Source organism: Roseateles sp., assembly GCF_036486225.1.
Taxonomy (GTDB): Bacteria; Pseudomonadota; Gammaproteobacteria; order Burkholderiales; family Burkholderiaceae_C; genus Roseateles.
The window spans coordinates 1-14,749 of sequence record NZ_DASVNZ010000379.1 but is presented as its reverse complement, the minus strand read 5'-3'; the positions used below and the strand labels follow the sequence as shown (position 1 = coordinate 14,749).

Below are 14,749 nucleotides of genomic sequence, written 5' to 3'. Positions count from 1 at the left end.
TCGCGCCAGCGCCTGCGGGTGCGACGAGAGCTGGACCGGCTGGGCCTGCCCACCCGCGACGACGAGACCCCGCGCCGCTGGGCGGCCGCGCTTGTCGAGCGCCATGGCGCGCGGGCCGAGGCCGTGGCGGCGTCGCTGTTGCAATTGGAAGCGCAACGCTATCGGCAGGACCTCGTCGCGGCCACGTCACAATGGCAACGCCTGTTCGCGGCGCAATGCGCCGAGCTCCGGCAAGGCCTGACCCGCTGATCCGTTGATCCGTCCGCTGATCCCTTGACCGCCCGCATGACCGCCTTCCGCCGTACCCGCAGTTCCCCTTCCCGTCGCGTGTTCCTGAGCACGCTCCTGCAGACCGCGATGATCGCCTCGCCGCTGATGGCCGCGCTGGCGGCAACGCCGGTGATGGCGCAGTCGCCGGCCCCTGCCGGGTCCCCTGCCGTCTCGCACGCTGCCCCACACGCAGCGTCCAAGGCGAAGGCTGTGAAGCTGGCAAAGAAGCCCGCGAAGAAACCCGCCGTGCTGCCGGAATACGGCGACCGCGCCGACGTGATGGCCTTCGCCGATGCGCAGGCCGAGTCGCTCGGCTACCGGCGCGAGGAACTGCGCGCGGTGCTGGCGCTCGCGCGTCCGCAGCCGACGGTCCAGCGGCTGATCCTGCCCGGGCCGCCGGGACAGGCGAAGGACTGGGGCGCGTACCGGCAGCGTTTCGTCGAGCCGCAGCGGCTGCAGGCGGGCCTGGCCTTCTGGGCGACGCACGAGGCGGCGCTGGCGCGCGCGGAGGCGGCCTACGGCGTGCCGGCCGAGGTCATCGCGTCCATCATCGGCGTGGAGACCTTCTACGGCCGCATCATGGGCGGCTTCCGCGTGCTGGACGCGCTGGCGACGCTGAGCTTCGACTACCCCTCGCCGCTGCCGCCGGGCGCGCGCGACCGCAGCCCCTTCTTCCGCGAGGAGTTGCGCCAGTTCCTGATCCTGGCGCGCGAGAACGGCCTGGATCCGATGTCGATGAAGGGCTCGTACGCGGGCGCGATCGGCTGGGGCCAGTTCATGCCGGGGAGCTGGCGGCGCTACGCCATCGACTTCGACGGCGACGGCCACGTCGACCTGATCAACAGCCCGGTCGACGCGATCGGCTCGGTGGCCAACTTCCTGAAAGAGCACGGCTGGCAGCGCGGCATGCCGACGCATTACGAGGTGCAAGTCCCCAACGACACGGCGGCACGGGCGCAGCTGCTGATCAGCGACGTGCTGCCGCAGCTGGACGCGCGGCAGTTCGAATCGGTCGGCGCGCAGCTCTCGCCGCAGGGCCGCGCGCACAACGGACCGCTCGCGCTGATCGAACTCCAGATGGGCGGCGCCGCGCCGGTGTACGTCGCGGGCACGCAGAACTTCTACACCGTGACCCGCTACAACCAGAGCAGCTACTACGCGATGGCGGTCATCGAGTTCGCCAGCACGCTGGTGAGCTGGAGGAAGGCGACGGGGGCGACCAGCGCGACCGGATCGACCGGGACAACCGGAGTGACGCCAGCGTCGGGTGCGGCCAGCGGCAGGTGATCGCCCCTCGCTGAGGGGGCGCCGAGGCCCAGGGCCGGAGGAAACACCAGCATCCACCGGCGTCGCTTCGCGTTAGCGTCGGCGCATGCGCGCCCTGCCTCCATTTCGTCGCCACCTGTTGTGCGCGACCTTGCTCGTCCCTGTCCTGGCGTCGGGCCAGGCGCCTGTGCCGCAAGCCGCGGATACGCCGGCCTCCTCGGCCTCCATGCCCGCGCCCGCGCTGTCGCCGATCGCCGCGAGCCTGCGCTACGACTCGCGCCTCGCCGAGTTCAAGAAGCCCTTCGGCGCCCAACCCGCGAAGACCTGGATCGATTTCCAGCTCACCGCCCTGCCCGGCGTCGAGAAGCTCGAGCTGGTCATCGAGCGCCGCCGCGTCGAAGGCAATGAAGACCTGATCGCCTACGCCGAGGAAGCCCGCGTGCCGCTGCACAAGGCGGGAACCGGCGTCGGAGCCGCCGCCGGCCGCGACGTGTGGAAGGCGCGCCACCGCTTCGGCGGACCGGGCGTCTACGGCTACTACTTCATCGCCACCGTCGGCGGCGCGCGCTACGTCGTGCAGAACAACGCCGACACCATCTACTGGACCAAGGAGAAGGGCTCGATGGGCCCCGGCGCCGTCGCGCCGATGCCCGCGGGGTCCGATGCCAAGGGACCGATCCCGCCCTTCGCGATCCGCCGCTACCGGCAGACGATCCACGCCTCCGACTTCGCCGTGCCGGACTTCGCGCGCGACCTCGTCTACTACTACGTCTTCCCCGAGCGTTTCCGCAACGGCGACAAGGCCAACGACCCGGAGGTCGGGAAGGCGAAGTACCAGGAGCACGGCATCGAGCGCCATCCGCGCTGGCTGGACCGCCCGTACAAGCCCGGCAGCGGCGACGGCTCCGACGCGGTCTACAACAACGACTTCTTCGGCGGCGACCTCGCCGGGATCATCGAGAAGCTCGACGACCTCCGCGACCTGGGCGCCAACGCGCTCTACCTGACGCCCGTGTTCCAGGCCGCCAGCAACCACAAGTACGACACGGGCGACTACAAGCGCATCGATCCGGCCTTCGGCAGCAACGCCGACTTCGAGCGCCTCACCAGCGAGGCCGGCAAGCGCGGCCTGCGCGTGATCCCGGACACCTCGCTGAACCACGTCGGCGCGGACTCGCCCTACTTCAACCGCTTCGGCAACTTCCCCGCTGGGGGCGCCTTCGACAACGGCAAGCCCAATCCGGCATCGCCTTACGCGAGCTGGTTCAAGTTCGATCTCTCCAAGAGCCAGCCGGACGAGCAGTACGCCGCCTGGATCGGCATCAAGGACCTGCCCGAGCTGGACAAGTCCAGCCGCGCGTTCCGCGACTACGCCTTCGGCCGCGACGGGGTGATGCAGTTCTGGCTGGACCGTGGCGCGGCGGGCTGGCGCATGGACGTGGCGCCGTGGGTGCCGGACGACTTCTGGCGCGCCTGGCGCGTCGCGGTGAAGCGCCACCAGCCCGGCGCGCTGACGATCGCGGAAACCTGGTTCGACGCGAGCAAGTTCTTCCTCGGCGACACCTTCGACGCGACGATGAACTACATCTTCCGCAACACGGTGCTGGACTACGCGGCCGGCGGCAACGCGGAGCGCCTCTACCAGAACCTCGAACTGCTGCGCGAGTCCTACCCGGCGCCGTCGCTGTTCGCGTCGATGACGCTGCTGTCCTCGCACGACCAGCCGCGCGCACTGCATCACTTCGGCGTGCGCGACGACAGCCCGCCGGAGAAGGTGGCCGAGGCCAAGCGCCGGCTGCTGCTGGCGGTGTTCTTCCAGATGAGCTACCCGGGCGCGCCGACGATCTACTACGGCGACGAGGTCGGCCTGGGCGGCGGCGAGGACCCGTACAACCGCGCGCCCTATCCGTGGGCCGACGAAGGCGGAAAGCCCGACCTCGCGCTGCGTGAGCAGTTCAAGCGCCTGGTGGCGCTGCGGCATGCGCAGGCGGTGCTGCGGCACGGCACGCTGTCGGCACCGCTGTGGCTGGACGAGCACGTCATCGTGCTGCTGCGCCAGGACGGCCAGCGCAACGCGATCGTCGCGATGAACAACGCCGCCGAGCCGATGCGCGTCGAACTGACGCTGCCGCCCGCGCTGCGCGGCACGCCCTTCATCGATGCGATGACGCCCGGCCCGACGATGAAGGCGGCGGCCAACGGCAAGCTTCTGATCGAGATCGGGCCGATGACGGGACGGGCGCTCGTCGGAGACTAATGAAAGAAGCCCCGCCCGGCTCACGCCGGACGGGGCTGCATCCTTCGTTGAACCGGACCGGGCCGGTTCAGAGGCTCATCAGAACTTGTACGTGGCGCCGATCAGGTAGGTCCGGCCCCACTTGATGTACTCCAGCGGACGGTCCTTCGTGGCCGCATAAGTCCGGTAGGCCTCGTCGGTCAGGTTGTTGACCTGCGCCAGCAGGCCCAGACCCTTCAGCGGACCCTCGGTGAAGTTGTAGCCGATCTGCGCGTCGACGATGCTCTCGCCGACCACGTAGCGCAGCGTGCGCGCGCCGTTGAAGTTGCCGATCTCGCCGATGAAGTCCGAGCGCTTGCGCTGGCTGATGCGGGCCTCGAAGCCGTTGGCCTCGTAGTACGCGGTCAGGTTGTACACGCGCTTGGACAGGCCCGGCAGCGAGATGTTGCCCGACCCCACGCTGCTCGCGCTCTCCGGATCCTTGATCTGGATGTTGCTGCTGTTGAAGCTGGCGCTCGCGACGATGCCGAAGCCGTTCAGCGACTTGCTGAACAGGTTGAACGGCAGCGAGGCCGTCAGCTCCATGCCGCGCAGCTTGCCGCCCTGGCCGTTGTACGGCGCGGTGTAGGTGCCGATCGGCAGCGCGTCCGGCTGGCCCGGCTGCGGCGTGTAGCCGGCGACGAAGCGCGAGAAGTCGTAGCGGTCGTTGCCCTGCGTGTAGATGTAGCTGCGCAGATCCTTGTAGTAGCCCGCCACCGACACGTAGGCCTTGGAGCCGAAGTACTTCTCCCAGGACAGGTCGACCGCGTTGGCGCGCCACGGATCGAGTTCGGGATTGCCGCCGCTCGCGCCCGGCTTGCCGGTCGCGGCATCGACGCCGAAGTCCAGCGCCGAACGCAGCTGGTCCACCTTCGCGCGGGCCATCTGCTTGGCGACGGCGAAGCGCAGCGTCTGGTCATCCGCCAGCGACCACGCCAGGTTCAGCGCCGGCAGGTAGTCCGTGTACTTCTTGCCGCCGTTGAGCGGCTTGACCTGCTGGCCCGCCGGCGCCGTGCCGTCGAAGTAGTTCGACTGCGACGACTGGTCCGTGTGGATCACCTGCAGACCGACGTTGCCGCGCATCGGGATGCCGAAGGCCGACGAGTCGATGTTGCCCTTGAAGAACACCGTCGCGACCTTCTCCTTCACGTCCCAGGCCTTGGAGATCAGGTAGCTCTCCGTGTCCGTCGGGTTGAAGGTCATGTAGCGGCCGACCGCGCCCGGCACGTTCCACGCCGGGATCATGCCCAGGCCCGCGAAGCTCAGGTCCACCGGGCTGTACTGCAGGTCCGAGCCGATCGCCGTGTTGCCCTGCGCGCCGACGTTGATGCCGCCTTCAGGCTGGCGCTTCTTCTTCGACCGGTCCGCGTAGTTCACGCCGAGGTCGAAGTCCGAGAACCAGCCGTTCACCGCCGCGGGCGCCGGCATGTTGCCCACCAGCTTGAAGCCGGTCAGCTCGTCCTTGACGCTGGGCGTCTTGCCGTAGCCCGAGCCGTAGATGGTGTTCTGCAGGTACAGCTTGGTCGGGTCGGAGTAGGTCAGGCCCGGCACGATCTGCGAGAAGTCGCCCGAGTTGAAGGCCAGCTTCACGTTGTCCAGCGGGACCGCGCCCGGGGCCGACAGCAGCTGCGTGTTGTTCTCGAGGTTGATCTCGTTGCGCGTGGCGCGCGAGTAGTTCAAGTCGGCCGTCAGCGACAGGCCGCTATCGAACTTCAGCTTGTTGTTCCAGCCGGTCGCGACGATCTTGTCGTCGCGCTTGTTGTACATGCCGCGCACCAGCGGGTAGGCGTTCAGCAGCGTGCCGCCGGTCTGCGTGTTGGCGGCGTTGGTGGTGACGCCGGACCAGTCGAGCGGCGCGTTGTTGCCGTTCCAGGTCATGCTCATCTCGAACTGGTTGGCCGTGTCCACCGCCTTGGCCTTGGTCCAGAAGCCGTCGACGACGCTGGTCCAGTTCTTGGTCGGACGGAACTCGACCGTGCCCATCAGCGCGTCGCGCTCCGTCTTGCCGGTGCGGCGCAGCGCCTTGATGCCGCCCGAGTTGTAGGTGCCCGCGGGCAGGCCGGTGCGGCCCGAGGTGTCCCAGGGTTCGTACAGGCCGACCTGCTCTTCCTGCGTCGGCGTCTCCTGATGCGCGTAGCCCAGCGACACGCCGATGGTGCGGTCGGCGAATTGGTCGATGTAGCTGGCGCTCAGGCGGTTGCCGTTGGCGCTGGCGTTGGCCGCCGAGCCCAGCGAGTTGCGCTGGCCACGCGCGTTCAGCGTGATGACGCGGTTGCTGAAGTTGAGCGGACGGACCGTCTGCATGTCGATGGTGCCCGACAGGCCCTGGCCGACCAGACCGGCATCCGGCGTCTTGTAGACGACCACGCCGCTGAGCAGCTCGGACGGGTACTGGTCGAACTCGACGCTGCGGTTGTCGCCGGTGGAGACCAGCTCGCGGCCGTTGAGCAGCGAGGTCGCGAAGTCCGGCGACAGGCCGCGGACCGAGATCACCTGCGCGCGGCCGGCCACGCGCTGGGCGGACAGGCCCGGCAGGCGCGCGATCGATTCGGCGATCGACACGTCGGGCAGCTTGCCGATGTCTTCGGCCGACACGGCCTCGACGATGGAGTCGGAGTTTTTCTTCACCGAAATCGCGGCCTCGATGCCGCGGCGGATGCCGGTGACGGTCACGGTTTCCAGCTGGCGGTCGGCGGCGGCTTTCTCGGCGGCGGCCTTGTCGGCCTCCGTCTGAACCTGTTGCGCCTGCGCGGCGCCGGCCATGAGGGCCAGCGTCATCAGGCAACCGGCAGCGACGGGCTGCACCCGGAACAACTCGCGCGAGGCGTGCGATGTCTTCATTTCTTTGTCTCCTGTTTGAACGGCGGTACCCAACGTTCTGAAAAGAATTCTGTACTAAAACTAGATCATGATCCAAGCTCTCGCAAACCCTGGACAACAGAAACGACAGCCCTCATGGCGGAAAAACGACGAAGTTACGTCGGGTTTCTACTGAGAAACCTGCGAATTAGGGAGGAGAAATGAAAAACGGCGGCCTCATGGGCCGCCGTTAACAGGACGTGATGTAGCTGGACTACAACCAGCTCTGACCCGAACTACAGGTTCAGCGCACCGACTGCTCCAGCGCGAACGCTGCGCCGGCCAAGGCGGTCAGCGTGTCGGTGATCAGCACGCAGGGCACGGAGGCCAGATAAGGGGTGAAGCGGCCCTTGGCCTCGAAGCGTGCCCGGAAGGACGACTGGAAGAAGCGCTCCCCCAGCCGGGGCACGATGCCGCCGCCGATGTACATCCCGCCGCGCGCCCCCAGCGCCAGCGTGACGCTGCCGGCGAAGCTGCCGAGGAAGGCGCAGAACTGGTCCATGGTCTGGGCGCAGATGGCGTCGCCGGACAAGGAGCCCTCGACGATCTGCTCCGCCGTCAGGCGCAGCGCGGACGGCTGGCCGGCCACCGTCGCCACCGCCGCGTGCAGCGTCGGCAGGCCGACGCCGGACAGGAAGCGCTCGGCGGAGACGTGCGGGAACTCCTTGCGCGCGGCGGCGAGCAGCTCGCTCTCATAGTCGTTGGTCGGCGCCAGCGTCATGTGACCGCCCTCGCCCGCCAGGGCGACCCAGCCGCCCGAGGTCTCGATCACACCGCCCACGCCCAGGCCGGTGCCCGGACCGATCACCGCCAGCGTGCCGTGCGGCGTCGCCAGCGTGGGGCCCGGCACGGCCGCGACCTGGTCCGCACGCAGCCCCGGCAGCGACAGCGCCAGGGCCTCGAAGTCGTTGAGGAGCCGCAGTTCATCCAGGCCCAGCTCGGCCTGCAACTGGCTGCGCGAGAACGTCCAGTGGCTGTTGGTCAGTTCGATGCGATCGCTGTTGATCGCCGTGGCCAAGGCCAGCGACGCGCGCTTCGGCCGCGCCGACACGCCCAGACCGGCCAGTTCCTTCAGATAGGCCTCGGCGGCAGCGCGCAGCGACTCATAGTGGGAAACCGGCAGCTTGCGCACGTGATCCACGCCCTTGCCCGGCCCGTCGACCCAGGCGAAGCGGGCGTTGCTGCCGCCGATGTCCGCCACCAGCCACGGGTAGCCCGCGGCGTCCGCCGCCCGGACCACCGCCACCTGCTGATCCACACCCTGATTCACACCCTGTTCTGCTTGCACTGTTCTTGTCCTGCTCTCTGACTGGGGAGGGCCGCCGGGGCCCGTCCGAGACCGCATTCGCGGCGAATCCGCGCAAGGTAGCAAAACTACATCACTCGCACAAGAGAAGTGTTGCCAAGTCGTTCCCAGGCCACTTCTCCCGCGACGTCACCGCTTCGCCTCTCGCGCTCAATTGCTTGTCTTTGAAGGAGTTTTTCCTCCAGCGTCGGCGATTCTCGCCGGATTGCCGCGCTGTAGTCACGCTACACACAGAAACGCCACCATCCCGGCGCGCGGCTAGGGCGAACCCTTCCGGAAGGCACGGGACGGCGCGCCATAATCGCCGCTTCATGCGTGAATTCGACAGTCCCCGGCTCATCGCCGACATCGGCGGCACCTTCGCCCGCTTCGCCCTGGAAACCACTCCGGGAGAGTTCGAGCACATCGCGCTGCTGCGCTGCGCCGAGCATGCCGACTTCCATGCCGCCGTGCGCGCCTACATGGACCGGCTGCCCCGCCAGCTGAAGGTGGCGCACGCGGCGATCGCGATCGCCAACCCGGTCGAGGGCGACCTGGTGCGCATGACCAACTACCACTGGCAGTTCTCGATCGAAGAAGCGCGTCAGCGCCTCGGTCTGGACACGCTGGTGGTGGTCAACGACTTCACCGCGCTGGCGATGGCCCTGCCCCGGCTGCGCGGCAGCGAGATCCGCCAGATCGGCGGCGGCGAGGCGCGCCCGCACAGCGTGATCGGCCTGCTGGGCTCGGGCTCCGGCCTGGGCGTGTCGGGCCTGATCCCGGCCGGCGAGGGCTGGATCTCGCTCGGGTCCGAAGGCGGCCACACCAACTTCGCGCCGCGCGACGAGCGCGAGATCGCGCTGCTGCGCTTCGCCTGGAACGAGTACGAGCACGTTTCCTTCGAGCGCCTGCTGTCGGGGCCAGGTCTTGAGCTGATGCACCGGGCGATGGCGGACTACCTGAAGCAGCCGTCGGAGCCGCTGACCGCGCCGGACATCACCGCGCGCGCGCTCGAGGCCGCCGACCCGGTCTGCGAGGCGACGCTGGACCTCTTCTGCACCCTGCTGGGCACGGCGGCGGCCAACCTGGCGGTGACGCTGGGCGCGCTGGGCGGCATCTACATCGGCGGCGGCATCGTGCCGCGGCTGGGCGAGTACTTCGACCGCTCGCGCTTCCGCGCGCGCTTCGAGGACAAGGGCCGTTTCTCCGACTACGTGACCGCGATCCCGACCTTCGTGATCACGGCCGAGCACGCGACCTTCAAGGGTGCCTCGGCGATCCTGGAGGCGCAGCTGCGCAGCCTGCAGACCAGCGGCGGCGCCTCGGCGATCGTGAGCCAGATCCGGCGCGCGCGCGACGGCCTCTCGCCGGCCGAGCAGCGCGTCGCGGACCACGTGCTGGCGCATTCGCGCAAGGTGCTCAACGACCCGATCGCGGAGATCGCCCGCGCGGCCAGCGTCAGCCAGCCGACGGTGATCCGCTTCTGCCGCTCGCTGGGATGCGAGGGGCTGTCCGACTTCAAGCTGCGGCTGGCCTCGGGCTTGACCGGCACGGTGCCGGTCAGCCACACGCAGGTGACGCAGGCCGACTCGATGGTGGAACTCGGCGAGAAGGTGCTGGGCAACACCGCCTCGGCGATCCTGCAGGTGCGCAGCCAGCTCAACCGCGACATGATCGACCGCAGCATCGAGTTGCTGCTCAAGGCATCGCGCATCGAGTTCTTCGCCATCGGCCATTACGGCGTGGTCGCGCAGGACGCGCAGTTCAAGTTCCTGCGGCTGGGTGTCGCGTGCAACGCGTACGTCGAGCCGCGGCTGCAGTTGCTGGCCGCGCAGACGCTCAAGGCGGGCGACGTGGCGGTGCTGATCAGCAGCAGCGGCAAGCTGCCCGAGCTGATCGCGGTGGCCGACGCGGCGCGCGAACGCGGCGCGCACGTGCTGGCCATCACCGCGAGCCAGTCGCCGCTGGCGAAGAAGGCCGACGCGGCGCTGATCGTCGATCACGTCGAGGATGTCGCCACGCACCTGCCGATGATCAGCCGCATCCTGCACCTGCTGGTGATCGACATGCTGGCGGTGGGCGTCGCGATGCGGCGTGACAACGCGGGGGCGTCGGGACTGGCGCTGGGCGCTGCGCATCCGGAACTCGACGAGACCGACGAGGACGGCCGCCCCAGCGCGCGCCGCGCGGCTCCCGGCATCAGCCTGGCGTCGCCGCTGGCGAAATTGACGGCGCACAGCCGTTGATGTGAACGGCTCCTGCCGGAGCCCCTGAAGGCCTGTCGGGGCCTGTTGTCGGATGCAGGGTCGCGTCACATGACTGAGAGGTTTCTACTCTCACCATGAGTGCCGTGCCATGCCGCTCCCTACGCCTGATTCCGCTGCCAACCAAGAAGCCGATCGTCTCGTCGCCCGCAGACATGAGGCAGAGACCGGCTTGTTCGCTGCCGTCGCGGAGGCCCTGGACCTGCCCGAGGCGTGGATGCGCGACACCCCGGAGGTCACGCGGGACCTGCGCACGCATCTGCAAACCCTGATGAGCGACCTTCCAAGGTCCGCAAACCCCGACCTGAAGTCCGACCTCATCGAGACCTGCATCGACATCGCGCAGGGCGGCCACACCATCGCGCGCGGATTGGAGAGCATTGCCGGGAGCTTCCTGTATGCGAAGGCTGATCAGCTCGTCGACATGCCCATCGGCCCCTTCGGCGAGATCGATCCGCTCAAGGTTGACACATCCCTGCGGATGGCCTCGATGCCATCGATCAAGATCAGGTCATCGACGGCGCTCGCCCTGAAGTTCCTCGACCTGCTGGCGCGACGGATCGACGCCAACCCCACACTCGCGGTGAATGCGCACCGCAAGGCGGCAAGCTTGCGACTCTTTCGCGCGGCCCTGGCAAGCGGCCTGGGCGGGGCGCCGCTGGTGATCGACATCGACGGACTGCGGCGCAACCTGGCCCAGACCGGCAACCCAGGGATCGCCGATCACGTCCAGGCGCTGAAGGCGCTGTACCCCGCGCTGGAGGCGCTCGCCCGTCAGGGCGTCATCGGGCCGATCCGCTTCATCAGCATCGATCCGGCGACGCTGGCCTCATCCGATTGGAAGCCCTGGGCTGGACATTGGTCCTGGTCCAGCGACGACCCGATGCGCGCGCTCATGCCCGACATGCCCGGCCGTCCATCGCCGCTCCCGGCCGAGACGGTCCTGTCCAAACTCTTCTCCAAGTGGAACATCGGCGAGGAAGGCTGGAAGCTGTGGCGCACACAGGGGCGCCTGGAGGTCTCCGCCGCCGAGCCCGGCGGCGTCGGGACGACGATCCGTTTCCCCGCCGCCACGGCCGAGACCGCGTTGTCGCAGAACGAGTTGCTGCTGACCCTTGAACGATTGCTCCGGGTCACCGGTCTGTCGATGGTCCCCCCCAAGTTCTGGCCCGCAGCCCTGTCGCTCGACCAGAACGACTTCAAGGCCGGCCAGTTGGTGCTGGCCAGCGCCGATCCGTCCGGCCACTGGACCCTTGACCACGCGGCGGTCCATCGCGCCTTCCGTGCTACCAGTGGCTCGGGCTCGTCCCCCGTGCGAGCCGGTCCCGTCGACAGCTGGGCCGACAAGATGAATCTGCCGCCGGCCTCGGGCCCCTTGGCCCCGGAGGCCGGTTCCGGCAAACATCCAGACGCATTGCGCCTCTACGTCGCACTCGAGAACGACGCGGCAATGGATTGGATGGGGCTTCACCTGCTGCGTCAGTACGAGGGCAAAGGCAGCATGGTCTGGATCCGCCTGGCGGCAGACGGATCCTGGACGACCCGCTTCGGCCAGGAGTTGCTGGCGGCGGCCGCCCACGACACGGTGGCCAGACCGGTCCAGCTCATGGTCGCCGGTCATGGCGGCATGGATCCCAGGACGAAACAGGCGCTCTGCGCTGGCTACTCCCCTCAAGCGCTGGCCGGCGCCGTGGGTCGACTGCTCAGGGACGTGAAGCGCCAGCATCCCGGCGCGATCTCGGAGGTCGAACGTACGCGATTGCTCGGCTGCGCGTTGGAGTCGCCGGTCTTCGACCAGAGCTTCGGTGGCGAGTTCGCGAAGTCGGCCCAGGCACAAGGATGGGCGCTGGAGGGCATGCGGACCACGCTTTATGCGGCCACCATGGCCGTGCTGATCGATCCTCATGCCGCCATCCTCGCCCGCTCTCGCATTGTCTCCACCACCGACGACCCGGGGAAAGCGCAGCGCAAGGCCTCGAACATCACTTGGCAATACTGGATCGAGGACGGCCAGGTGCAGCGCACCGACAAGTATCCGGAGGGCGGCGCGGGGGAGGACGTGCCGATGAGCGATGACATGATCATTCGCCTGATGGGGGACACCGACGGCTCCCGGGGCGCATCGACGCGCGCTTCGCTCTATACCGCCGAAACGGCGCTCTGGGCCCTCGATCGCCGCTCGACGGCGATCGCACAGGAGCTGCAGGCGAAGTTCGTCGGCGAGCCTCCCCGCGTCGCGACGACCACGGAGGCAAGACGCCGCCTGAGCGTCGCGCTCGGACGGGTCGCCCAGCGCCTCTATGGTCCCGGCCTCCAGTTCCGGCAAGCCGTTTCGGGCGACTCGGCCCGCCACCTTGACGACGCGTCGGCCAGGCTCCTGGACGAGGCGGCGGCTCACGTGCTCACCGGCATGTTCGACGGCTCGTTCGCGCCGCTGGCCGAGGCTCACCGCTCGTTGCTGACGGCCTTCGTCTCATCCGGCAGCGAGCCGCCCCGGGCGACGGAGCAGGCGCTGGAAGCGCTCACCACGCTGAAGGACAACCTGCTCTCGCTCATGGACGGGCTCGTCGACGACACCACCTGCCAGGCATCGAGGTCCCTCGCGGAGTCCTACATCCATGCCCTGCGTCAACCCCCGGCGTCGATCACAGCCGACCGGACAGGCGGCGGACCACCCGTCCACACGACCTCGCTGTCCCCGTCGCCGATGGCGACGACGTCGGGCGATGTCGGGCGTGCCGCGGTGATCGCGCACACGCTGGACCAGCTCACCGCATCGTGGCCCGACGACGCGACGCTGTCCTCGCCGCTCAGGTCCGACCTGCGCCAGGCCCTCGACCGCCTGCCCTTGTCGGACATCGAGGCGCCGCTGACGTCCGCCGCCCTGCGACAGCTGACGGCGCAGTTGTTCGACGCCATCCTGGACGAGCGGCCTTTGCAGATGGGGCAGGTCTACGCCGCGCTGGTCGAGGCCGAACGTCAGGATCAGGGCGACGCCGGCGCCGGCGCGCGCGCGACCCGGTCCTTCCAGGGCCTCGTCGACGACGTGGGCGGGCTTCTCGTGGGTCATGCCGACGCCACCGCCGAGACACGCACGGTCCGTGGTCGTGCGCTCGCGGCCTTCTTCGGCGAAGCCCTCGAGTCGAACGGTCCCGATCGGCCGTTCGCGGTCCGGCTCGACCCCGTGCTCCAGGCGCGCGGATCCGACGCTGACCGAGCCCTGCGGATCGACGCCGGGCTGAGGCTGGCCGCGCTGGAACGGCTCCGCCTGCTGAGCGTCACCGGCGTGATCGGTCCGCTGAGCTTCGTGGCGGCGTCGTTGCCGGTCGACGCCGACGACGACGGCGTCCACTGGAGAGGCCTGGCCGACGGCAGCTACGAAACCAGTCCCGCCGGCGCAACACGCCTGCTGGCGGGCCTCTTCTTCGACCCCGTCAACGAGCGTGTCGCACGTCTGCGCGATGACGTGCTCATCAGCGCCCTGAGCGGCCATTGGAAGCGCTTCGTCGCGTCCGTGCCCGCCGGCACCGGGCAGCAGCCCGGTTCACCCGAGGCGCAGGCAGGCGCGCGTCTGGCGGGTTTCGGGCAGGCCATCGTCGACGACCTCGCGGGCCTGGCCGCACGCCCGCTGCCGGAACGCGGGATCGTCATGGGAGCGGTCTCCTGGCAGCGCCGGCGCTCGGAGATGTCCACGCTCCTGGCCGCACTGCGCGCGGCCCCCGCCGCGACACCGGCGATCCTCGATGCCGGCGTCCGGCTCGAGCGCGTGATGAACCACTTCGTCGATCAGTTGATCTCGGGATGGGTGCGACAGTCCGCGCTCGGCTGGCATGCGCTGGGTCCGGTGACGGACACGCTCCCCCTGCCGCTGCTGTCCTCCCTGGCGCCCCGGATGGTGCAGCGCCTGGATCGCGCCGCGGGAATCGTGGAACTCGCGATGGACGCCCGGGACAAGCGACGCTGGCGGGTCCCGGCCCTGGGCGATCCGGCGGATCCGGCGATGCGGGCGCGTCAGGACGCGGCATTGCGCCACATGGACATCTGGATGGCCCGTGACCATGTGAGCGCCGACGGGCAATCGCTGAATGCGCTGCCTTCACAGGTGCGGCTGGTCGACGGACGGCTCGAGATCGAGGGCGTCGTCACCGTGCGCCTCGAGCACGTCGACGACGACGCCGCTGTCGGCCCGACGCCGCCCTCCGATGCGTGGCGACCGAACTGGGATTCGTCGAAGAGCACGTCGGAGTCGGACACGATATCGGTGCGCGATCCGGATTCGGACACGGACACGGTGTCGTTCAGGGATTCGGATTCGGATTCGGATTCGGGCACGGTGTCGGCCAGGGGGTCGGACTCGGACCCGGACACGCCGTCGACCGTGGGCCCGGAGACGCTCCCGGCACGGTCGCGCTGGTCGTCGGACCCCGCCGGTGCCCTGACGATCGAGCAGCGTGCCAGCACGATCGCGGCGACCTTCGAGGTGGACACAGCCGGCTGGGGACCGTCGCCCGCCGATGTCGACGCGCTGCG

General features: G+C 69.0%; 7 protein-coding genes. 5 read left to right on the top strand and 2 right to left on the bottom strand.

Going from position 1 to position 14,749, the window contains the following annotated elements:
• The 3 genes from VF536_RS24580 to VF536_RS24570 form a co-directional block, all read left to right on the top strand.
• Window positions 1-249: hypothetical protein (locus VF536_RS24580; RefSeq protein ID WP_414710444.1), on the top strand; the 249-nt coding region annotated here is incomplete at its 5' end.
• 36 nt (window positions 250-285) lie between these two features.
• Entirely contained in the window at window positions 286-1,557 is a 1,272-nt protein-coding gene (gene mltB / locus VF536_RS24575) for a lytic murein transglycosylase B (RefSeq protein WP_331617567.1), read from the top strand.
• A gap of 130 nt (window positions 1,558-1,687) precedes the next feature.
• Window positions 1,688-3,793, top strand: a complete 2,106-nt coding sequence (locus VF536_RS24570) for a glycoside hydrolase family 13 protein (protein WP_331617566.1) — start codon at window positions 1,688-1,690, stop codon at window positions 3,791-3,793.
• Window positions 3,794-3,871: 78 nt separating this feature from the next.
• Here VF536_RS24570 and VF536_RS24565 read toward each other — a convergent pair whose 3' ends face one another.
• On the bottom strand, window positions 3,872-6,652 hold the full coding sequence (locus VF536_RS24565) for a TonB-dependent receptor (RefSeq protein ID WP_331617565.1): 2,781 nt from the start codon (window positions 6,650-6,652) through the stop codon (window positions 3,872-3,874).
• Between the two features lie 262 nt (window positions 6,653-6,914).
• The gene (gene glk / locus VF536_RS24560; protein WP_331617564.1) at window positions 6,915-7,940 is read right to left on the bottom strand and encodes a glucokinase; all 1,026 of its coding nucleotides are present in this window, start codon (window positions 7,938-7,940) and stop codon (window positions 6,915-6,917) included.
• A gap of 347 nt (window positions 7,941-8,287) precedes the next feature.
• Here glk and VF536_RS24555 point away from each other — a divergent pair, with 347 nt between their 5' ends.
• Window positions 8,288-10,201: a glucokinase gene (locus tag VF536_RS24555; protein ID WP_331617563.1), complete on the top strand. Its 1,914-nt coding sequence runs from the start codon at window positions 8,288-8,290 to the stop codon at window positions 10,199-10,201.
• 190 nt (window positions 10,202-10,391) lie between these two features.
• Window positions 10,392-14,749: C80 family cysteine peptidase (locus VF536_RS24550; protein WP_331617561.1), on the top strand; the 4,358-nt coding region annotated here is incomplete at its 3' end.

Excerpts from the sequence above, each read along its gene's own strand:
- VF536_RS24555 (WP_331617563.1), top strand. The coding sequence starts at position 8,288 with ATGCGTGAATTCGACAGTCCCCGGCTCATCGCCGACATCGGCGGCACC.
- VF536_RS24565 (WP_331617565.1), bottom strand. The coding sequence starts at position 6,652 with ATGAAGACATCGCACGCCTCGCGCGAGTTGTTCCGGGTGCAGCCCGTC.
- mltB (WP_331617567.1), top strand. The coding sequence starts at position 286 with ATGACCGCCTTCCGCCGTACCCGCAGTTCCCCTTCCCGTCGCGTGTTC.